This is a genomic window from Flavobacterium sp. WV_118_3 (assembly GCF_039778605.1).
GTDB lineage: Bacteria > Bacteroidota > Bacteroidia > Flavobacteriales > Flavobacteriaceae > Flavobacterium.
This window is the reverse complement of record NZ_CP156060.1, coordinates 1,315,530-1,336,964: the sequence shown is the minus strand read 5'-3', so window position 1 is coordinate 1,336,964 and position 21,435 is coordinate 1,315,530. Positions and strand designations below refer to the sequence as shown.

Below are 21,435 nucleotides of genomic sequence, written 5' to 3'. Positions count from 1 at the left end.
TTGTCTTATAATCTAAAAATCATTATTTATGGACAAATTATTTGAGTATGCGGCCCGTTTACAACAAACCGGAATCCAGTTAACGCGAATTGGTTTAATTGTGGTTTTAATCTGGATTGGCGGATTAAAAGCCTTTCGATATGAAGCCAATGGAATCGTTCCGTTTGTTGCGAATAGCCCGTTTATGAATTTCTTCTATCATCATGACGCTCCGGATTATAAAACCCATATGAATAAAGAAGGTGAATACAAACCGGACAATATAGCCTGGCATAAGGAAAATAACACCTATGCTTTTTCGTATGGTTTAGGCGCTTTGATTGTTGGAATCGGAATACTGATTGCATTATATCCTGTTGCACCCGGCGTATCGGCTGTAGGAAGTTTTTTAGCTTTTGGAATGTCATTGGTGACGCTATCCTTTTTGATTACCACGCCCGAAGCCTGGGTTCCTGATTTGGGTGATTCCGAACACGGATTTCCGTATCTGAGTGGCGCCGGACGATTGGTAATAAAAGATGTTATTATGCTAGGTGCAGCATTGGTAACCATGAGTCAGGCGGCACAACGTTATCTGAAATTAAAAAAGAAATAAAATTGTTAATTGCCGTTCGACTTTCGGAGCCAATTTGAGACACGCTGTAAAAGACTACAAAAAATCATAAAATAAAGTGCACTTTGGTAAGCTTTTTGATAGGGTTTGTTGTAAATAACAATAAAAACAAAAAATTATGATGAAAAAACCTTTAACATCGTTGGTATTCGTCGCTCTATTATCGCTTACCGCCTGTAAAAAAACAGGAAATACAGCTACAGAAACGACCGTTGCCGACAGTACACAAGTAACCAGAACCGTTTCGGGTATGTATGAAGGTGTTTTACCATGCGCTGATTGCCCCGGAATTGAAACTACAGTAGCATTTAATGATGATGCGACCGTTTCGAAAACCATTCTGTATCAGGATCGGGATAAAACCAGCGAAACCGAAAAGGGAAACTGGAAGTTAAACGGACCGTATGTTGAAGTTACTTTCGCGGACAATCAGAAAGAATTTTACCTGATCAAAACCGATAGCACCATAGCGATACTCGATCAGGATAAAAAAGAAGTGCAAACCGATTTGGCATCCCATTATATTTTGTCGAAAGAAAAACCATTGGAACCGAAAACACTTAACGGAAACTATATTCAGGGTGAAGTCGGGAAAGGTTATTATCAGACGTTATCCTTAACCAATACTATCAATAACGAATTTGATGTGGCGGTAACTTTTAAAGCAGCAACCAAAAAAGGTTGTGAATTTAAAGGAAAAGGTGTTTTGGTAAACAACCGAATCGAGGTTAGTTTAAAAGATAATAATCCTGATTTAAAAGCGATTATGACCATTTCGTTTGAGGGTAAAACTGCAACAGTGTCGACTTCTAAATTTAACGAACGCTATGACCTGATGTATTTCTGCGGGGGCGGTGGTACTTTAGGCGGCGATTATATGCGAGAGTAAAGAATCTGGAAAAAAGAGTCCAGAAAAATACGAATACAAAAAAGGAGAAATTAATTTCTCCTTTTTTTATTTTGTGATCATTTTACGAGCTTTTTCTAAATCGTCCGGGGTATCGATTCCTATTCCAACATGGGACGTTTCGACCATCCGGATACGTTTTCCGTATTCGAGATAACGCAATTGTTCCAGTTTTTCAGAAGCTTCCAATGAAAGCATCGGCAAACGGTAAAAATCCAATAAGGCTTCCTTGCGGAATGCATAAATCCCGATATGCTGCATATACCGAACGCCCACATTTGTTTCGCGCGGATACGGTATCACCGAACGGGAAAAATACAAGGCAAAACCTTTTTGATCGACAATAACTTTTACATTGTTCGGATTTTCAATTTCTTTTATATCGGTAATTTCCCGCATCACAGAGGCCAGATCAACCTTTTTTTCGGTATCGTTTCTAAAAACATCAAGGACTTTTTCCAGCGGTTCTTTGTTGATAAAGGGTTCGTCGCCTTGTACATTAAAAACAATATCAACGGCCATGTTTTCAATAGCTTCGGCAATCCGATCGCTTCCACTTTCGTGTTCCTTGATGCTCATAATCGCCTTACCGCCATTTGAAACAATTTCCTGAAAAATAAGATCCGAATCGGTAACCACAAAAACATCATCAAATAAGTTTGTTTGCAAGGCACTTTCGTAGGTTCTTAAAATCACCGTTTTACCGCCCAAATCCTGCATTAATTTGGCAGGAAAACGCGTTGAGGCATATCGTGCCGGAATTACAGCTATTATTTTCATAGTATGTTTTCTGTTTAAAATCTAAAAATACAAATCAATCTTCAAAATACTCATCCTTAAAACCAATAAGATACAATTTGTCTTTGGCTCGTGTCATAGCGGTATACAACCAGCGAATATAATCCCGGTTAATGCCTTCTGGCAAATAGGGTTGTTCGATAAAAACCGTATTCCATTGTCCACCTTGCGATTTATGGCAGGTAATGGCATATGAAAATTTTACCTGAAGCGCATTAAAATACGGATTAGCCTTTACTTTCTGCAATTTGCGATATTGTGTACGTTCGTCTTGATAATCCAATAGTACTTCCTGATATAATAAATTGGACTGTTCATAAGTTAATGACGGTGATTCACTTGTGATTGTATCCAGAATTAATACGGTTTCGAACGGAATCTGATTTGGATAATCGACCATTCGGATTTTTACTTTGGCAAATTTGAATCCGTATAACTCCTGAATTTTAAAAATTTCGAGAATCTCAATAATATCGCCATTTGCGATAAAACCGGCCTCATCGGAATCCTTAAGCCAGAAATAATTGTTTTTTACCACCATCATAAAATCACCCGCCGACAATTCGCTTTCCTTGTCCAAAATACGCGAACGAATCTGCTGATTGTACTGGTTGGCTCTTTTATTGGAACGCACTATAAATGCGGTATCTTCAATACTATAATTGCTGTAGGCCTGATGGATCGCATCTTGTATATCATAGCCATCCGTTAATCGGATAATATCTTTAAAACCGCGTAATCGAAATTGAAACGAATCGATAAACTGCGATTTTAGAATTTCCCGTAATTCGGTTGCATTAAACAAAATTCCCGATTTCTCCTCTTGTCGCATGACTTCATCCAGCTCGATATGTTGGATTTCCATGCTGTAATTCATCGCCAATCCGTCGATATTTAAAGCCGGACTTACTTCCATATTTACCGGAGGCAACTGTGCCGTATCACCTACCAGAATCATTTTGCATTTATAACCCGAGTAAATATAGAGGATCAGATCGTCCAATAAGGAGCCATTCTCATACATGCCCGAATCGCTATTTGCATCGGAAATCATAGACGCCTCATCGACGATAAATACCGTATTTTTAAATTTATTCGGTTGCATCGTAAAATGAACACCGCCACCACTTCCCTTTTTCGGAAAATAAATACGCTTGTGAATCGTAAACGCTGGTTTTTGAGAATAATTCGAAATTACCTTTGCCGCGCGTCCCGTAGGCGCCAACAAAACATATTTTTTATTGACCTCTTTTAATTGGTTTACAATGGTAGAAATCACCGTTGTTTTTCCCGTTCCGGCATAACCTTTAAGCAGGAAAATTTCATCGTCATTTTCGTTTGTAATAAAATCGGCTATTTTTTGAAAAAAGATATCCTGTTTTTGCGTGGGCAAATACGGAAAGTTTTGTTTTAAAGCATTATAAAATTTACCGGAATTCATGAAAACCAAAATAACATATTGAAGTTGTAAAACCCGCGTGACTACTACAACGGAAAAGAAGTCCAAAGATACATACCTTTTTTATCCCAAATCGGTTTCCGTGGCAAAAAAAATGTAAATTTGCTATCAATTACGATTTCAGATAATGTCATCAACAGCCACGATAGCTTTGAAAAACTATAAAAAATTGTCCCTTCAGGTCGCTCCAAACGGATTTTCATTTTGTGTTACCGACACACTGAATGATCGTATTCTGGAATTAGAGTCTGTTGCGTTTAATTATACCCAATCGCTGGAAGATCAATTATGGAGAACATTTGTGGACTATCCTGCGTTAACGCGGCATTATGATGATATTGTGGTTTTGCACGACAATAACTTTAGCACTTTTGTACCGAAAGCGCTATTCGATGAGAATTTCCTCGGAAGTTATTTGCAATACAACACCAAAGTATTTGAATCTGATTTTTTTGCTTTTGATGAAATCGAGGTTCACGAAATGAATAATGTATATGTTCCGTTTGTGAATGCGAATAATTTCCTGATTGATCAGTTCGGAAGTTTTGACTATAAAAACAGCAATACACCATTGGTTTCGGCTTTGTTGGATTTGTCTCGGAATAAAGAAGAAAAACAGGTTTTTATCCATGTTCAAAATACTCATTTTGAAATAATTATAACGCATAATTTAAAGTTATTATTATTTAATTCTTTTGAGTATAAAACACCTGAAGACTTTGTGTATTATCTATTGTTTACCCTCGAACAATTACAGCTCAATCCGGAAACGGTAGTCGTAAATTTGTTAGGTAAAATAACCATGAATCATCCCTGCTATGAAATTGCCTATCGTTATGTGCGCAATATAGCGTTGTTGGATACGCAGGCCTTGCAAGAGCGCTATTCGCTTGAAGAAAACAGTATTTTAGAAAATTTTATCCTCCTTCATTCATGAGAATAATTTCCGGAAAATATAAAGGAAGACGTATCAATCCTCCGAAAAATTTACCAGTTCGTCCGACAACCGATATGTCGAAAGAATCCCTATTTAATATATTAAACAATTATTTTAATTTTTCAGAATTACGGGTTCTGGATTTGTTTGCCGGTACCGGAAACATCAGTTATGAATTTGCGTCCCGTGGTTCCGGGCCAATTACTAGTGTAGATGGCGATTATGGCTGTGTTACGTTTATCAAAAAAACCGCAAAGGAATTCGACTTTGACATTACAGCGATCAAAAGTGATGTGTTTAAATTTTTAGAAAAAAGCAAAGCTACTTTTGATATTATTTTTGCCGATCCGCCTTACGGAATGGAACAAAAAGACTTTGAACGCATTGTTAGTCTGGTATTTGAAAACGAACTACTGGAAGAAGATGGTATGATGATCATTGAGCATTCCAAACATACTCCTATTAGTCATATGGCTAACTTTTCCTTTTTGAAAAACTACGGAGGTTCGGTATTTTCCTTTTTTGAATTGGAAAACGATACGGAAGAAGATGTAACCGACGAGGAAGACGAATTTGACAGTTAACATAAAAAAAAAGCAGACCTGTAAGCCGGATTCTGTATTCCGATACATCGGAACCCTTATCATTTATCTAGCCCCGACATTACTGTCGGGATCCATCTGCCTACCCCTCAACAACGGACGAGCAGCCCTTAAATGTTGATATACATGGCATTTCACCGCATAGAGTTTACCTGGTTTCACTACAGCATTACCTGTACATACTTTCTGTTGCACTTGTCCTAATCCCGACGAATCGGAACTGACGGGTGTTACCCGCTATGCTACTCTGTGGTGTCCGGACTTTCCTCCCTTCCGAAGAATCGGAACGACGATAAGGCGGTCTGCAGCTGCAAAGATAGTAGAATATTCGTGTTTCAGGCATTTTAAACAACAGTACTTTAACATTGCTTTATAGTCTGTTGAGAATAAAATGCTTATCTTTAAAGTGTAACCTCAAATTTTAAATCATGATCCGTATGTATCACTATGCTACCGTTACCAAAGCTTTGGAAGAACTGGCCGAAAAAGGTTTTTCGGTTGATTTTAATATTCACGAACAGGATATTATTCAAAATCCATCCCATTACGAGATCGTTCATATTTACCGTTACGAAGGCCAAACCAATCCCGATGATGAAGCGACCGTATATGGCATTAAATCCATTACCGGAGAAAAAGGTGTATTTGTAGCCGGACAATTGGCTTCTTCCGAAAATGACATTGAAAAAGTATTAATTGACCTAAGTATAAAAGGCAGAACCGAATAGCGTGTTATCCCTTTATATTGTTAAAAACTATCTGCAGCCGGTTTTGCAATTTGCTATTTTTACCGCTATATTTGCTGTAATATAAAGTCATGGAACAATTCATCGTATCAGCCCGTAAATACAGACCGCAAACGTTTAAAGACGTAGTGGGTCAGCAGGCTATTACCAATACTTTATTAAACGCGATCGATAATAACCATCTGGCGCAGGCCTTACTATTTACAGGTCCGCGTGGTGTTGGAAAAACGACCTGTGCGCGTATTCTGGCGCGTAAAATCAACCAGGAAGGTTACGATGATCCGTATGAAGATTTTGCATTCAATGTATTTGAACTGGATGCGGCTTCGAATAACTCCGTAGACGATATCCGTAACCTTATTGATCAGGTACGTATCCCACCGCAAACCGGAAAATTTAAAGTATATATCATCGACGAGGTGCATATGCTTTCCCAGGCAGCTTTTAACGCCTTCCTTAAAACATTAGAGGAACCGCCAAAGCATGCTATTTTTATCCTGGCAACTACCGAAAAACATAAGATTATCCCGACTATTTTGTCGCGTTGTCAGATTTTCGACTTTAAACGTATTACCGTTAAAGATGCCAAAGAACACCTTGCTGAAGTAGCCAAAAGTCAGAACATTGTTTTTGAGGACGATGCGCTCCATATCATTGCTCAAAAAGCAGATGGTGCGATGCGTGATGCTTTGTCCATTTTTGACCGTGTAGTTTCCTATTGCGGGACTAATCTGACACGTCAGGCGGTAACCGAAAACCTAAACGTATTAGATTACGAATACTATATTAAAGTAACGGATCTGATTCTGGAAAACAGGATTCCGGAATTATTGTTAGCTTATAACGATATACTGGCAAAAGGATTCGATGGTCATCATTTTATAGCCGGACTGGCCTCCCATTTCAGGGATTTATTGGTATGTAAAAATCCGGCAACTTTAGTATTATTGGAAGCTGGCGAAGTGGCACAGAATTTATACAAAGAACAGGCTCAAAAAACGTCTCAGGAATTCCTGTTACAGGGAATTGATGTGGCAAACGATTGTGATTTAAAATACAAAAGCAGTCAGAACCAACGTCTTTTAATTGAATTATGCCTTATGCAACTGGCCTCCATTACTTTTGATGGAGAAAAAAAAAAGCTAAGTCATACATAATTCCCCCCGATTTTTTTAGGAATAATCCAAAACCGGTCGCACCAAGTCCGGAAGTAACGGCTATTCCACAAACTCAGGTGCAACCCAATCCGGAGCCGGTACATATTCCGTCGCAGGAAGTTGCCACAACAGTTGTTCCCGTTAATCCGGAACCTGTAGCGGTAAAAATGGTTACACCGGAGATTAAACCTATGATTGCTCCCGACCTGCATGCCGAAAAGAAAGTTTCTGCTTTTTCGTTGGCCAGTATCCGGGCCAAAAAGGAACTGGAAGCGCAGCAAAAAGCCAATGTATTACAACACGATGAACTTCCGCGGGAAGCCTTTTCCGAAACCGATATGTTGTTGCAATGGAATAAATTTGCACAACGTTTAAGTGATAAAGGGCAAAAAATTATGGCCACTTATATGCAAATCAACGATCCGGTTTTGGATGCCGATGGTACAACTATAAAACTCGAGTTGCCAAACGAAGGCTCCAAAGTTGATTTTGACAATAATAAAATTGAACTTCTAGGCTATTTACGCGGAAAATTACATAACCACGACATTGTTATCAATGTCCACGTCAATGAAGTTGTTGAAACCAAATATGCTTTTACGGCTTTGGAAAAATTCGACAAATTAAAAGCCCTCAATCCGGCTTTGGAATTATTGCGTAAAACATTTGACCTTGATATATAATCTTTAGGCCAGTTTTTGTCCTAAACGAAAGGCTTTTTCCAACCATTTTTTGCGTTGTTCCGCATTTGACGTTTTTATACTTCCAAAATAGGACACTTTTACCGGCTTTACCCCACAAAATTCCAAGACAGCTTTTTTTAACTGATTTACACTTGGCTTACCATAAACAAGCCAATAATAAAAACCCGGCTGATCCAGTGTTGTCATAATGCGGGCCGTTTTTCCGGTTAGTAATTTATCCCACCAAACCGAATCTTTACGGTAGCGAAATGCCATTCCGGGTAAAAAAAGGCGATCCAGGAATCCTTTGGTAATCGCCGGAAGTCCGCCCCACCAAACCGGATGTACCCAAACTAAATGATCGGCTTCTTTGATCAATTCCCAAGCTTTTTGTAAATCCGGTTCCAATTCCATTCGTTTTTGATACCCAAATCGTAAGTTCGGATCGAATTCCAGATCCGCAATTGTAACTACCGACACTTTTGCATCGGTTGTTTTCGCTCCTTTTATATACGCATTCGCTAACGCGAAATTAAAACTGTCTTTATTTGGATGCCCATTAATGATCAATATGTTTTTCATAAATCTATCGCTGCTTTACAGTTTAAATGTATTGATTTTAATTGTTTTATTAGTCATTAATCCTGTTATCATTTCATTTGACTTATACAATTGATGGCTAAAATAAATACCATTGGAAAAAAAAGTATTCCCCATTTTTTCAATATGCAAAACCGTCGCAAAGGCTGTTAATTCCGATTGGCCTTTGTCACTTTGTAAAACAGTTTTTGTTCTTCCGGTTGTAGTAGTTGTCAATACTTCAAAGGTTGTTTTATCCCCTTTTCCGTTGGCACTAAAAAGCAATCTTCTGTTTTTTAGCGACAAAAGATCAAATAATCGGACGGATTGAAAAATCCCTAACAAAAAGGTTACCAATTTCGAACTATAGGTCATTTTAACCGAAACCGTCGGGATTTTTTCAATGGTATTCAGAATAAATAAATCCGGGACATCAAAATTGTAAACCTGTCGTTTTCCGATTTCAAAGGCAAAATCGTATTTTTCGGAATCTAAAAAATGTAGGAGCGTTACCGGTATATTTTCTTTATAACGGAGAAACGGTTTGCTGACATTTTCGGCCATAAAATGTGCTGAACTTTCACCCGCTTTATCCTTAATCGAATAATACACGAATAATTCCACCGCTTTTGTATTTTCTAAATCCTGTAGTAAACCGGGCACAACACCCGCCATCCATCCGGAGCTAAATACAATTTTACTCGATAATTTCTTTTCTTTAGAGGCAATCGAAAATGCCTCAGTCAAATCGGGAGTGGGTTTGGTAATGTCGATATAATCGATCTGATTGTCGATCGCATAATGCAATACATTATTTAGTTTGTCATTTACGCATAATACAATCAGGTCGATTGCTTGTTTGGAAATTTCAGACAATGTGGAATAATCCATCACATCAATTGTCAACCGATTCGGGGAATTACTTTCTTTACGACTGCCTATAAACAGGTTGCAATCGGGATTTCTGGATTTTAAAATTTGGAAAATGGTTGAACCGATCAGACCTGTTCCTCCAATGATAAGGATGTTTTTTTGCATAACTGGAATTGTTTTCTGCAAAAATATTGGAGGATTAGAGAGAAATTACCAGACATATGTCCAATAGTAAATTCTCCCGGAATTTAAAAACTTAGACTACTTTTCGGATACGGCTCAAATGCCTTGGTGTAATTCCTAAAAATGAAGCCAGATATTGTAAAGGAATCAATTTGATGTATAAAGGCTGTAATCGGAACAATTCTTCGTAACGTTCTTTACCGGAAAATTTCTGAAAGGATGCAATTCTTTTTTCCAGTTGCACATATTGGGTTTCGGCCAGAATACGTCCCACCTTTTGCCAGTTGCTATTCTGAAAATACAAGCGTTCGAGGTCGTCCTGATGCAAAACTTCCAATTCGGTATCAAAAAGTGCCTGAATGTTTTCATCTGTTGATTTTTTAGTCACAAAACTCGAAAAAGCAGACATTAATTCATTTTCAAAGGTGATGCAATTGGTAATTTCATCACCATCACCATTGATATAAAAAGAACGCAGCGCTCCGGATTTAATAAAAACAATTTCATCACAAACGGTATTTTCCTCTATCAGGTATTCCCCTTTTTTTAAACTTCGTTGGGTAAGGATATCATCCAGCATATCCAATTCGGCTACCGTCAGAACCCCCAGTTTTTTAAACAACGTTTTCATAAAAATAGTTCTATTATTTTTGAAGCTCCATAGATAAAATCGGGAACGGTTTTCCATTAGGATCCAAAGGTTCTCTCTTCACCGTTTTAAAACCGAGATATTCATAAAAACCCACCGCCTGTACATTTTGTTCATTTACAGCAACTTTTCGTGCCTTTAGTTCCTTTACAGCAAAATCAAGCAAAGCTTTACCTACTCCTTTTCCACGATAATCGGGACAGATAAAAAGCATTTCAATTTTATCGTCATCTACCCCTAGAAAACCAGTAATTTTGTTTTGATCATGCGTGCAGAAAAGGCTTACTGCTTTTAGATATTCATTTAAAATCAGCGGTTTGTAGTATTGAATATCGGCTTCCGTCAAAAAGGTATGTGTTGCACGAACGGACGCTTCCCATACATCGGTAATCTCTATATAATCCGCTATAGAAGGTGTAACAATTGTCATCTCCATTTTTTAAATTTTGTCGTAATACATAGCCTTAACAATCCCATCAGATAAACCTATTTTTGGCACATAAATATTTTTGGCACCACTCCATTTCATAGCATTCAGATAAATCCGCGTTGCCGGGATAATGACATCCGCACGATCCGGATTTAAACCGATTTCGGAGATACGCTGTTCGTACGATAATGAATTCAGGTATTGATATTGTGCGTTTACATAGGCATACGACAATGGCTTTTCCTGTAATTTCCCGGAAAGTTTAAATAATTTATTGATATTTCCACCGGAACCGATCAATGTAATATGATCATACGGTTCTGTTTGTACTTTAATCCATTTTTCAATTTCCTGCCAAACCACCTCATTTACCATATTATTCAGTAAACGAACCGTACCATTTTTAAACGATTTGGAAGCAACCATTTGACCTTCGGAGAACAACGAAAACTCGGTACTTCCCCCGCCAACATCTACATAAAGATACGTTTGATCCGTTTTAATAAAGTGACGTAAATCGGAAGATGCTATAATTTTAGCTTCTTTTTTTCCGTCGATAATATTGATTTTTATATCGGCTTTTTTCTTGATAATATCAGCCACTTCCTGTCCGTTATAAGCCTCACGCATAGCCGAAGTAGCACAAGCCATATAACGTTCTACTTTATATACTTTCATTAACAGCTTAAACGCTTTCATCGCATCAACCATTCGCTCGATATTATCATCGGTAATTTCGCCCACAGTAAAAGCATCCTGTCCCAAACGAATGGGAACGCGAACCAATTCACTTTTATTAAATTGCGTTTCTTTACCGACCTGCTCCACGATATTAGTGATCAATAGTCGCATAGCATTGGATCCGATATCGATAGCGGCATATTTTTTAATCGAAATCATATTATTCTAAAATCAGATTAGAGTTTTTTTTCAACGATCACTTCCATTTGGTTGCGATAGTAATTATAGGTTTCCAATTGCGCCCGGAACATTTTTTCTTTGGGACGTTTCCGGTATTTATTTTCCAGATTTTCCGAATGCAATCGTGCCTTTACATTTCCTTTCCAACCGATATTAAAAGTTTCGATTAATTCGTTTTTAATATTCGAATCATAAATCGGACAGGTTACCTCTACCCGGGCATCGAGATTTCGGGTCATAAAATCGGCTGACGAAATATAGACTTCCGGATCACCTTCGTTACCAAAAATATAAATCCGCGCATGTTCCAGATAATTGTCAACAATACTAATCGCTTCAATATTCTCGCTCATTCCCAATACGCCTGGTATCAAGGAACAAATACCGCGGACAATCAGTTGAATTTTGACACCAGCGCGACTGGCTTCGTATAATTTATCGATCATTTTAAAATCGGACAAACTATTCATTTTTAATTTAATATAGGCTTCCTTTCCTTCTTTGGCATTGTGCATTTCCCTTTCGATGAGTTTGATAAACTTCGAACGGGTATAATGTGGCGAAACAATCAGATGCTTGTAGCGATGCACGCGGTAATTCACATCAAAGAAATCGAAAATCCGATTAATATCCCTTAAAATCGGCTGGTGACTTGTGAGCAGTGTTACATCGGTATAAATTTTTGCAGTAGCTTCGTTAAAATTACCGGTAGAAATAAAACCGTATCTAAAAATTTTCCCTTCCTCCAGGCGCTCAATCACACAAATTTTACTATGCACTTTTAGTCCTTTAACACCAAAAATCAGTTCAACACCTTCCGTTTGCATTTGTTCGGCATACGAAATATTACTGGCTTCGTCAAAACGTGCCTGTAATTCGATTTGTACAATAACCCTTTTCCCATTTTTAGCAGCATTGATCAGGGAACTGATAATCTGGGAATTTTTAGCCAGGCGGTATAACGTGATTTTGATAGACGTTACTTTTGGATCCAATGCGGCTTCCCTTAAAAATTTAATCAGATAGGAAAACGACTGATAAGGCGCATTAACCAGAAAATCCTGTTGTTTAATTCGTTCCAGAATACTTCCTTCCAGACTTAAACCAACGACCGGTAAAGGCGGATTTTGTCTAAAAAGCAAATCGTAACGTCCTAAATTCGGGAAATCCATATAATCACGACGGTTGTGGTACCGTCCGCCGGGAATAAGACTATCGGTCGCATCGATCTTCATTCGGGTAAGGAAAAAAGCCAGTGTATCTTTATCGATCGATTGATCATAAACAAAACGTACGGGTTCTCCAATCCTACGGTCTTTTACACTGGTTGAAATTTTTTCGATCAAACTTTTATTCAGATCGGAATCAATATCGAGTTCGGCATCACGGGTAATTTTAATCATATGCGCCGAGATACTTTCGTAATCGAATATATTGAAGATACTGTGTAGGTTATAGCGAATTACATCATCTAACAATATAATATATTGTTTGTCGTTACTGGATGGAAGTACCACAAAACGATTGATCGTTTTAGGAATTTCGACCACTGCATAACGCACTTCTTTTTTCTGGATAATTTCGGATTCCTCCCGAACCTTGTTTTTGGGATTCATCACCAATTTTATTGCCAGGTAACCGGATGTATCTTTTAACAATGGAAATTCATCCAGATCGTTAAGGATAATCGTCACCAATTCGGGGCTTACCTTCTGGATAAAAAACTCTTTAATAAAATTTTGTTGCTCTTTATTGGTTTCAGATTCATTGATAATAAAAATATTCTCACGTTCGAGCATTTTTTCAATGACACTGAGAATACGCAAACTTTCGGATTGTTGTTCGATTACAATTTCGGTAATATCTTTTAGTAATTGCTGGGCGGAAATACCACCTAAGATTTTTTCACCGGAAATTCCTTCCATACTTAGCCTGCGTACAGCTGCATAGCGTACGCGAAAAAACTCGTCTAAATTATTGGAAAATATACCTAAAAACCGAAGTCTGTCTAATAATGGAACACTTTCGTCTGCTGCTTCCTGTAAAACTCTTGCATTAAATGCCAACCAACTTTTTTCTCTTTCAATATATCTGTTTTCGTGAGATGTCATACTTTTAACTGCCTTGGAAATAAGGTTTTTATTGTTTTTCCTTTATGAATAGTGTTCCATTCGTTTTGTTCAAAGCTTATTGAAACAAATCCTGCGGTGGGCACATTATCAATATAAAGGTCACCAAATTTATTAACAAAATCTGTGATAGCCTCGTTATGTCCAAAAAGAATTAGGCTATCGAACCTGTTTTCGCATTTCTTTATGGCTTCTTCAAGATTTTTACTATCAAAAGTATATAAGTTCTCATTTATAATAACACTCTCGTATGGGATTGACAGATTTTGAGAAAATATCATGGCCGTTTCTCTGGCGCGTTTAGCGGGACTACTCCAGACTAAAAACGTTTTAGGTAAGAAACCATTTAGCTGACTAAAAATGATATTGGCATCATGAATACCTCTTTGAGAAATAGGTCTGTCAATATCTTTACTCGGGGTTTCCCAGCTCGATTTAGCGTGACGGATTAGAATTAAATTTTTCATGATGAAAAAGATTTATTCTATAAAGTACGTCAAAAAAAAAGAAAAATGCCAGTCTGCAACTATCAAAAAAATGTTAATTCGAAGATAAAACAAGTCGTTTTATCGAAAAGTAAGATTCCTGTAAACTACATTTACTACATTTTAATAACTTTATGTTATAAAAAACAATTATACCACCAAAATAATACAGAATAAAAAATTTATTACTGTTTTATCATTATAATTTCACAGTTTATTTTAAATACACAAGATCAGGATATCATCAATCCGTTACTAATGTAATTCGCTACATTCTGATTTTTTAATAAGGTATTTAAAACCCTTTTACGTCTATAACCGGGACAAAGAGGATTCTCCAGATTTTAGAATAATAAACAATTCAGCATTAAACTCCCTATTTAATGCATGGAGATTCATATGTCGTCTTTAATACAAAAACAAACAAACGATGAACACTTTAAAAAAAAGATTAAAAGTCATATACCTATTTTTACTAATGGTAACAACTGTCCATAGTCAAACTTTTATATCCTATACTGATTTTATAGATACTCAATATGATAGTCGTCAAAATACAACCGGTATCGATTTCACCAAAATGGAAACTTATCTAAAATCGGTTGAACCCAAACTATATATCATAAACGGAATCGTAAATGACCGAACACAAAACGGCACGCTAAATTATGCAGAAGTCGACACTTCCTCAATAAAACAATTACTTTCAGAACGAGACACAAATCAACTTACAATACTCACACTCCGAATTACAAAAAACAATACCACTAAAGCTCATATTGCAGATCTTCAGAAACTCCAACACTTACAGTATATCCACCTGATCTGCGATAATGATTGTAGTTACCAAGACATTAAAAGTCTTTTTTCAGACAGTCGGCGCAATTATCTGATTATTTATTCACTTATCACACCCGAACAATAATCCTGCAAAAGTTTTAATATGAAAAATATTACTATACCCTTAAAAATTGGAGTTTCTATCCAAAGCGCCCTGGTATTTTTGTTTGTTATTACCGCCCTGGAAACGTTTTCTCAGATAAGAGTACCATTTAAACAAAGAACCTCACAATATTCACCCAATAAAAAGATCTACAATGTAAAAGGAGATTTTTGCATGATTGGAAATACAAACTTAACATTGGCGAACTACACAGATAATACTAATAATAATAATTCCGAAATGATCTATGTAGATGTTGACAATGATATAACTACGTTGAATTCGTCATCGGCAACATTAACTTTTTCTACGGAAAACGGCGCTATTCCCAGTTGTTCAAATATTATTTATGCCGGTTTATACTGGTCTGGCAGAGCCAGAGCTACTGATGGAGTTAGCCCAAATACCTTTACGGTAACCAAAAATGTTACTTTGCCTCCAACACCAGTAAACGAAGATCCAATAATTCATCATGGAGAAAACATCATTTATACCCAAACGAACATGACAGTTCGTAATAATGGTAGTATTGTGTACGAATTTAGGGGGAACAATTCCGTAGATTTTGAATTTCAAAATGAAATTCCTTACATCCGTTACAGGATCAATTCAGGTAACTGGATACTACCCGACAATCAACAGGAATTGATAGATGGAAACATTCGAAGCGTCCGCTTTACGCCTGTAACTATTTTTTCACAACCTTCAGGTGTCACCTTGACCATTAATGCTTTGGAAAGAGATATCAGAGACGATTTATCGTTAGCAGACTATAGGGCAACCGCTGTTGCCTATACAAGTGTAAGGGGCATTAGAAACACAACTCAAACAATAACAAAAAACTTTAACAAGAGAACAGTTTCCATAAAAGGCCCAGGAGCTACCAATTATAGTACAATCACTGCCAATCCCAACGATATTTATTACCCAACAGACACAGATTCCCATATGTATTCGGGTTATGCCGAAGTCACCAACTATGTGAAAGAACATGGTTTAGGTGAATATACAGTAGCCGACATTGCCACAACAGAGGGCTACGAATTTAATACTGGTTATTATGGCGGTTGGGGATTAATTGTAATCTATGAAAACTCTAAAATGAATTCCAGATCTGTAACTGTTTTTGATGGCTATGGATATGTAAGAGTGAATAATAATTTTGAATTGCCCGTAAGTGGATTTAATACTACACAAAATGGTCCTGTAAATATAAAAATAGGTGTCATGGCAGGAGAAGGTGATCGTACATATTCCGGTGATTTTTTCAGCATTCAGAAACAAAGTGATAATAGTTGGTTAAGGCTGAGGCATTCCGGCAATAATCCCAATAATTTTTTTAATTCTTCGATCAATATCGATGGCCCCCGAAATCCTAATTTGCTCAACAGTACCGGTGTGGATATTAGTGCTTTTATGGTACCTAATCCGAACAATAGTGTTATAACCAATAACCAAACTTCAACAAAATTCCGGTATGGTACCAATCGTGATTTCTATATTATCTTCTTAATAGCGATGGCAATTGATTCTTATATACCAAATCTGGAAGTTGTTACGACGGTGGCAAATATAGATGGAACTCCGGTCGGTTCCGGTACGTTGAGCGTTTTACCAGAACAGGAAATAGAATATAAAATAAAAATCTATAATAACGGAACCGAAGCGATCAATAATGCAGTGTTACATATACCGATACCTTTTATGACAAAATATATAGAAGGCAGCGGATCAAATACTATTTTTTTTAACCCCTTACCTACGCCTAATACCCTAACATTTAATCCGAATGAAGGCGCATCTGGCTCTATTATATGGGATATAGGAACCTTACCTATATCAGCAAACACATCGGATATTTTAGGTGAATTAACCTTTAAGCTAAAGGTAACGGATGATTGCAATATTTTAAAAAATTTAAATTGTATTCCGGCAGTTGTTATTAATGGTACCAGCTCCGGTGTTGGAGCCATTACGGGTGTCCCGATAACAGACTTATCCTTTACCCAGGGATATACAACTTCGGGTTTATGTCTTGGTGAACCTATATATGAACCATTAAGTATTTCAATCATAAAAGATGATTACGTGACTGCGGAATGTGAAGACACCCCAGACCTATTGCATTTTGATTTTTGCAACACCTCAGGTTTAAATTTATACTCGCAATTAAGCCCCGTTTTTATTCCAGGGACACATTTCTATAGCAACTACCCTGTTGATTCGGCCACAATCGAATACACCAGTAGCAATCCATTTCCTGTAACTCCTGGAACCCAAACCTATTATGCTATTCCACCCGGTAATATTAGTTGCTATACTAATTTTGAAGTTACGATAACTTCAACCCCAGTAATTACAGCACCCGCTAACCAAACTATAGAAGGATGCGACACTGTTGCTATTACCGGATTAGTTTATAGCGAAACTCCGGTAACAATTAGTAATGATCAATTTTTGGCTGCAGGTGGTACAATCATTACCCTGCCATTGGATAACACAATTACTTATGTAGATACAAAATCAGGAACTTGTCCCTTAATTGTAACCCGGACTTTTACTAGCAATAGCATCTGTTCTACAAACCAAAATTATGTTCAGCAAATTACAATATCAGATACTATTCTACCTGTGATTACAACTCCGGCACAGCATATCACTGTAGCTTGCGACGCAACTGATACTTCTTTACAGGATTGGCTAAACAACAATGGTGGAGCTATAGCGACCGACAATTGCGGAGGGATAACCTGGACCAATGATTTTAATGCTTTGGGACACAACTGTTTTGATAGCGTAATGGTAACCTTTACAGCTACCGACTCCTGTGGAAATGCAACAACAACAGCGGCCAGCCTTAGTAGTACTGATACTATTCCGCCGGTAGCACCAATACCTCCGGCAGATATAACCGTTGATTGTGTGGGTGCTGTTCCACCGATGATCAGTCTAACAGCAATTGACAATTGTTCTGGAGCGATAACCGTTCCGGCACAGGAAATGACCACTATAGCCATTTGTCCCAATAATTATATCATCGTTAGAACCTGGACTTTTATCGATGATTGCGGGAATACTTCGAGTGTATCCCAAAATATAACCGTAAACGATACTATTGCCCCTACATTTACCGTACCGGCTGATAGTACTATTTACTCCGATGCAAGTTGTAATTACGACGCTTCCCTTGCCATTACCGGCGATGTAACCGATGAAAATGACAATTGTGCATCCGGTTTGGAGGCGGTATTTACCGATACGGTAGCCGATGGAAACTGTTCCGGAACAAAAATCATAACCCGAACCTGGACCTTAACCGACGATTGTGACAATGTAAACACGCAAATACAAACCATTACCATAATGGATAACATTGCACCGGTAATTACAACTCCGGCACAAAATATCACTGTGGTTTGCGATACAACTAATGCTTCTTTACAGGATTGGTTAAACAGCAATGGTGGCGCTACTGTGACCGACAATTGTGGGGCGACTACCTGGACCAATGACTTTAATAATCTAACAAGCATCTGTTTAGACAACACAATAATAACCTTTACGGCTACCGATTCCTGTGGAAACGCAACAACAACTACGGCCAGCCTTAGTAGTACTGATACTATTCCACCAGTAGCTCCAACGGCTCCGGACGATATAACCGTTAATTGTGTTGATGCCGTTCCGGAGATGATCAGCCTGACTGCAATGGACAACTGTTCCGGCGCCATCACGGTTATGCCACAGGAAACCAGTATTCCAGGGAACAGTCCCGGATCTTATAGAATCGTCAGAACCTGGACTTTTACGGATGCTTGTGAAAACACCTCCAGCGTATCCCAAAACATTACTATTATGGATACGATTCCACCGTTGGCACCAGTAGGTCCAGCAGACATTACCCTGGACTGTGATAGCCAAATCCCGGAAATGATCCGTTTAACAGCAATAGACAATTGCTTGGGAGAAATAACAGTCGAAGGTCAGGATATGGCTATTCCGGGTAATTGTCCGAATTCCTACACTATTGTTAGAACCTGGACATTTACGGATGACTGTGGCAATACATCATACACGACACAAAGTATCAAGATTATTGATAGTATAGCCCCTGTCGTTCCAGTTGCTCCTGCCGATATTTCACTGAGCTGTGGTGATACAATACCGGATATGATCAGTCTGACAGCAATAGACAACTGTTCGGGTGAAATAACGGTAGCAGGTCAGGATACTATTATGCAGAAAAGTTGCCCGAATTCCTATACTATCGTTAGAACCTGGGTCTTTACGGATACTTGTGGGAATACATCCAAGATCACACAGTATATAAATTTCAAGGATGAAACGCCGCCGGTAATTCAAAACGCACCTGTGGATACAACCGTATCGTGTAGTAATGCTATTCCAATAATGCCTACTCTTACAGCGATTGATAATTGTTCCGGAGAAATGACCGCTTTAGGTACAGATACAATAACAGCTGGAGATTGTCCTCATTCATTTATAATTACAAGAACCTGGATTTTTACCGATGCCTGTGATAATAAGTCTCATCATATTCAGATAATAACGGTTTCAGATGATGTTGCACCTTCATTAACTTCTGACCTTGAAACAGCGATCGATACGGATTGTTCCAACATTCCACCGGTTCCCGAACTGACTTTTACAGACAACTGCGAAGGTGCTGTAACAGTAGCGTATAGTGAAAACACAACCGATCAAACAGCTCAAACCTATAGTATCATTCGTACCTGGACAGCAAATGATGCCTGTTTGAATACACAAATTTATACACAAACGGTCAATGTTGTGAATACTAATGCATCGACTAAAGTATCAGGTGCCTTATGTGTCGATGACGAACCATTGGATTTATTCAGTCTGTTACCGGAAAATACACCTCAAAATGGCACCTGGTCGGCTGATAATAGTGCTGTTATAGTAACAGACCATTTTTTAAATCCGAATTTGTTAGCGTTAGGTAACTATATAATCCGCTATACTGTTATCGATACGAACTGTCTGAGCACTTTTGAGATTCATATCGAAATACACGACCGGTGTACTATACAGCCAGCCCAATCGATCACTGTTTATAGTGCTGTATCACCAAATGATGATGGTAATAATGATGTCTTTTATATCGATGGAATCCTTTTTTATCCGCAAAACAGTGTTGAAATTTACAACAGATGGGGTGTATTAGTCTTTCATACGGATAGCTACAATAATACAACCCGTGTATTCCGGGGTATATCAGAAGGTCGCTCCACTTTTAGTAAAAAAACCGAGTTACCAGAAGGAACCTATTATTATATCTTGAAATATAAAGATAAAAATGGTGACGGACATAGCAAAACAGGTTATCTATATCTGGCTCGTTAATCTGTTTTACAATATAGTTCAATTTAATAATCAGGCGCACATGAAAACATATTTTAAAATACTATTGATAATGATGGGAACCATCGGATATTCACAGCAGGACGCTCAATATACACAATATATGTACAACACAATCATGATTAATCCGGCCTATGCGGGTTCGCGAGGCACAACGAGTATTTTTGGGATGTACAGACAACAATGGGTTGGATTAGACGGAGCACCGGTTACCGTAATGCTCTCAGTAAATACGCCGCTTAAAAATGAAAAAATCGGTTTGGGGCTATCATTTAATAACGATAGAATAGGCCCTTCATCTGAAAACAATTTCTCGATGGATTTTTCGTATAGTATACACCCTTTAAGAGAATATACAATTTCCTTCGGATTAAAAGCAACGGCCAATCTGTTTAACCTGGATATTAATAAACTAAATATACTACAGCAGGGTGATCCGCAGTTTCAAAATCTTAATATGGATTTCAGTCCTAATGTCGGCGCCGGAATTTACGTGCATTCTGATAATACCTATTTTGGCTTTTCGGTTCCTAATTTTCTGGAAACCAAACATTATAAAGATAATTCCGTTTCGGTGACCAAAGAACGACTACACTATTATTTTATCACCGGACACACATTTGATTTTAGCAGTGAATTAAAATTCAAACCGACACTGTTGGTAAAAGCAGTAGAAGGCGCACCGATACAAGTCGACCTGTCCGGGAACTTCCTGATCAGTGAAAAACTTACCCTTGGTGTTGGCTATCGTTGGGATGCTGCTGTAAGTGCGTTGGCCGGATTTCAGGTATCCGATTCCTGGTTTATCGGCTATGCTTATGATGCCGAAACCTCGCGATTAGCGAATTACAATTCGGGATCCCATGAAATTTTTCTTCGATATGAGTTTTTAAATAACTATAACCGGGTGCTAGCACCGCGTTTCTTCTAAAGCG

The 21,435-nt window shown here is 37.9% G+C and carries 19 protein-coding genes and 1 other RNA gene; 10 read left to right on the top strand and 10 right to left on the bottom strand.

The window, feature by feature from the left end:
• The first annotated feature begins 28 nt into the window (after window positions 1–28).
• Window positions 29–595, top strand: coding sequence for a DUF417 family protein (locus tag ABFU83_RS06095; protein ID WP_347069610.1), 567 nt, complete (start codon window positions 29–31; stop codon window positions 593–595).
• 136 nt (window positions 596–731) lie between these two features.
• Window positions 732–1,502: a copper resistance protein NlpE gene (locus tag ABFU83_RS06090; RefSeq protein WP_347069609.1), complete on the top strand. Its 771-nt coding sequence runs from the start codon at window positions 732–734 to the stop codon at window positions 1,500–1,502.
• A 66-nt stretch (window positions 1,503–1,568) separates the two neighbouring features.
• On the opposite strand, the gene kdsB is transcribed toward ABFU83_RS06090, so the two are convergent.
• Window positions 1,569–2,300, bottom strand: coding sequence for a 3-deoxy-manno-octulosonate cytidylyltransferase (kdsB, locus tag ABFU83_RS06085; protein ID WP_347069608.1), 732 nt, complete (start codon window positions 2,298–2,300; stop codon window positions 1,569–1,571).
• Between the two features lie 34 nt (window positions 2,301–2,334).
• Window positions 2,335–3,759 (bottom strand): AAA family ATPase, encoded by a 1,425-nt coding sequence (locus tag ABFU83_RS06080; protein ID WP_347069607.1) that lies wholly within the window; start codon window positions 3,757–3,759, stop codon window positions 2,335–2,337.
• 145 nt (window positions 3,760–3,904) lie between these two features.
• On the opposite strand from ABFU83_RS06080, the gene ABFU83_RS06075 reads away from it, so the two are divergent.
• On the top strand, window positions 3,905–4,714 hold the full coding sequence (locus ABFU83_RS06075; RefSeq protein WP_347069605.1) for a DUF3822 family protein: 810 nt from the start codon (window positions 3,905–3,907) through the stop codon (window positions 4,712–4,714).
• A complete protein-coding gene (rsmD, locus tag ABFU83_RS06070; RefSeq protein WP_136401588.1) occupies window positions 4,711–5,298 on the top strand; it encodes a 16S rRNA (guanine(966)-N(2))-methyltransferase RsmD in 588 nt (195 codons plus the stop codon). The genes ABFU83_RS06075 and rsmD overlap by 4 nt, the downstream gene beginning before the upstream one ends.
• Before the next feature lie 5 nt (window positions 5,299–5,303).
• Here rsmD and rnpB read toward each other — a convergent pair.
• Window positions 5,304–5,625: RNase P RNA component class A (rnpB, locus tag ABFU83_RS06065), an RNA gene on the bottom strand.
• 119 nt (window positions 5,626–5,744) lie between these two features.
• On the opposite strand from rnpB, the gene ABFU83_RS06060 reads away from it, so the two are divergent.
• From ABFU83_RS06060 to ABFU83_RS06050, 3 genes are all read left to right on the top strand, one after another.
• Entirely contained in the window at window positions 5,745–6,044 is a 300-nt protein-coding gene (locus tag ABFU83_RS06060) for a hypothetical protein (protein WP_347069604.1), read from the top strand.
• An 89-nt stretch (window positions 6,045–6,133) separates the two neighbouring features.
• The gene (gene dnaX / locus ABFU83_RS06055) at window positions 6,134–7,219 is read left to right on the top strand and encodes a DNA polymerase III subunit gamma/tau (protein WP_347069603.1); all 1,086 of its coding nucleotides are present in this window, start codon (window positions 6,134–6,136) and stop codon (window positions 7,217–7,219) included.
• Window positions 7,220–7,296: 77 nt separating this feature from the next.
• Complete coding sequence (locus tag ABFU83_RS06050; protein ID WP_347069602.1) at window positions 7,297–7,902, top strand: DNA polymerase III subunit gamma/tau; 606 nt, start codon at window positions 7,297–7,299, stop codon at window positions 7,900–7,902.
• A gap of 3 nt (window positions 7,903–7,905) precedes the next feature.
• Here the strand turns inward: ABFU83_RS06050 and ABFU83_RS06045 are convergent, their stop codons facing one another.
• The 7 genes from ABFU83_RS06045 to ABFU83_RS06015 all read right to left on the bottom strand — a co-directional run bounded on the left by ABFU83_RS06045 (window position 7,906) and on the right by ABFU83_RS06015 (window position 14,133).
• Window positions 7,906–8,484: an NAD(P)H-dependent oxidoreductase gene (locus ABFU83_RS06045; RefSeq protein WP_347069601.1), complete on the bottom strand. Its 579-nt coding sequence runs from the start codon at window positions 8,482–8,484 to the stop codon at window positions 7,906–7,908.
• A gap of 15 nt (window positions 8,485–8,499) precedes the next feature.
• Window positions 8,500–9,519, bottom strand: coding sequence for an NAD-dependent epimerase/dehydratase family protein (locus ABFU83_RS06040; RefSeq protein ID WP_347069600.1), 1,020 nt, complete (start codon window positions 9,517–9,519; stop codon window positions 8,500–8,502).
• A gap of 91 nt (window positions 9,520–9,610) precedes the next feature.
• Entirely contained in the window at window positions 9,611–10,168 is a 558-nt protein-coding gene (locus ABFU83_RS06035) for a Crp/Fnr family transcriptional regulator (protein WP_347069599.1), read from the bottom strand.
• 13 nt (window positions 10,169–10,181) lie between these two features.
• Window positions 10,182–10,622: a GNAT family N-acetyltransferase gene (locus ABFU83_RS06030; RefSeq protein ID WP_347069597.1), complete on the bottom strand. Its 441-nt coding sequence runs from the start codon at window positions 10,620–10,622 to the stop codon at window positions 10,182–10,184.
• Window positions 10,623–10,625: 3 nt separating this feature from the next.
• Window positions 10,626–11,516 carry a Ppx/GppA phosphatase family protein gene (locus ABFU83_RS06025; protein WP_136401594.1) on the bottom strand — a complete coding sequence of 297 codons (891 nt, stop codon included), beginning with the start codon at window positions 11,514–11,516 and terminating at the stop codon, window positions 10,626–10,628.
• Between the two features lie 17 nt (window positions 11,517–11,533).
• Complete coding sequence (gene ppk1, locus ABFU83_RS06020) at window positions 11,534–13,648, bottom strand: polyphosphate kinase 1 (RefSeq protein ID WP_347069596.1); 2,115 nt, start codon at window positions 13,646–13,648, stop codon at window positions 11,534–11,536.
• Window positions 13,645–14,133, bottom strand: a complete 489-nt coding sequence (locus ABFU83_RS06015; protein WP_136401596.1) for a histidine phosphatase family protein — start codon at window positions 14,131–14,133, stop codon at window positions 13,645–13,647. The genes ppk1 and ABFU83_RS06015 overlap by 4 nt, the downstream gene beginning before the upstream one ends.
• 448 nt (window positions 14,134–14,581) lie before the next feature.
• Here ABFU83_RS06015 and ABFU83_RS06010 point away from each other — a divergent pair, with 448 nt between their 5' ends.
• The 3 genes from ABFU83_RS06010 to ABFU83_RS06000 are packed head-to-tail and all read left to right on the top strand — an operon-like array spanning window position 14,582 to window position 21,431.
• Window positions 14,582–15,076, top strand: coding sequence for a hypothetical protein (locus ABFU83_RS06010; protein WP_347069595.1), 495 nt, complete (start codon window positions 14,582–14,584; stop codon window positions 15,074–15,076).
• Window positions 15,077–15,094: 18 nt separating this feature from the next.
• Window positions 15,095–20,482, top strand: a complete 5,388-nt coding sequence (locus ABFU83_RS06005; RefSeq protein WP_347069594.1) for a gliding motility-associated C-terminal domain-containing protein — start codon at window positions 15,095–15,097, stop codon at window positions 20,480–20,482.
• 40 nt (window positions 20,483–20,522) lie between these two features.
• Complete coding sequence (locus ABFU83_RS06000; protein WP_347069593.1) at window positions 20,523–21,431, top strand: type IX secretion system membrane protein PorP/SprF; 909 nt, start codon at window positions 20,523–20,525, stop codon at window positions 21,429–21,431.
• The last annotated feature ends 4 nt before the right edge of the window (window positions 21,432–21,435 follow it).

Coding starts and splice junctions, on each gene's coding strand:
- ABFU83_RS06095 (WP_347069610.1), top strand. CDS start 29: ATGGACAAATTATTTGAGTATGCGGCCCGTTTACAACAAACCGGAATC.
- ABFU83_RS06090 (WP_347069609.1), top strand. CDS start 732: ATGATGAAAAAACCTTTAACATCGTTGGTATTCGTCGCTCTATTATCG.
- kdsB (WP_347069608.1), bottom strand. CDS start 2,300: ATGAAAATAATAGCTGTAATTCCGGCACGATATGCCTCAACGCGTTTT.
- ABFU83_RS06080 (WP_347069607.1), bottom strand. CDS start 3,759: ATGAATTCCGGTAAATTTTATAATGCTTTAAAACAAAACTTTCCGTAT.
- ABFU83_RS06075 (WP_347069605.1), top strand. CDS start 3,905: ATGTCATCAACAGCCACGATAGCTTTGAAAAACTATAAAAAATTGTCC.
- rsmD (WP_136401588.1), top strand. CDS start 4,711: ATGAGAATAATTTCCGGAAAATATAAAGGAAGACGTATCAATCCTCCG.
- ABFU83_RS06060 (WP_347069604.1), top strand. CDS start 5,745: ATGATCCGTATGTATCACTATGCTACCGTTACCAAAGCTTTGGAAGAA.
- dnaX (WP_347069603.1), top strand. CDS start 6,134: ATGGAACAATTCATCGTATCAGCCCGTAAATACAGACCGCAAACGTTT.
- ABFU83_RS06045 (WP_347069601.1), bottom strand. CDS start 8,484: ATGAAAAACATATTGATCATTAATGGGCATCCAAATAAAGACAGTTTT.
- ABFU83_RS06040 (WP_347069600.1), bottom strand. CDS start 9,519: ATGCAAAAAAACATCCTTATCATTGGAGGAACAGGTCTGATCGGTTCA.
- ABFU83_RS06035 (WP_347069599.1), bottom strand. CDS start 10,168: ATGAAAACGTTGTTTAAAAAACTGGGGGTTCTGACGGTAGCCGAATTG.
- ABFU83_RS06030 (WP_347069597.1), bottom strand. CDS start 10,622: ATGGAGATGACAATTGTTACACCTTCTATAGCGGATTATATAGAGATT.
- ABFU83_RS06025 (WP_136401594.1), bottom strand. CDS start 11,516: ATGATTTCGATTAAAAAATATGCCGCTATCGATATCGGATCCAATGCT.
- ppk1 (WP_347069596.1), bottom strand. CDS start 13,648: ATGACATCTCACGAAAACAGATATATTGAAAGAGAAAAAAGTTGGTTG.
- ABFU83_RS06015 (WP_136401596.1), bottom strand. CDS start 14,133: ATGAAAAATTTAATTCTAATCCGTCACGCTAAATCGAGCTGGGAAACC.
- ABFU83_RS06010 (WP_347069595.1), top strand. CDS start 14,582: ATGAACACTTTAAAAAAAAGATTAAAAGTCATATACCTATTTTTACTA.
- ABFU83_RS06005 (WP_347069594.1), top strand. CDS start 15,095: ATGAAAAATATTACTATACCCTTAAAAATTGGAGTTTCTATCCAAAGC.
- ABFU83_RS06000 (WP_347069593.1), top strand. CDS start 20,523: ATGAAAACATATTTTAAAATACTATTGATAATGATGGGAACCATCGGA.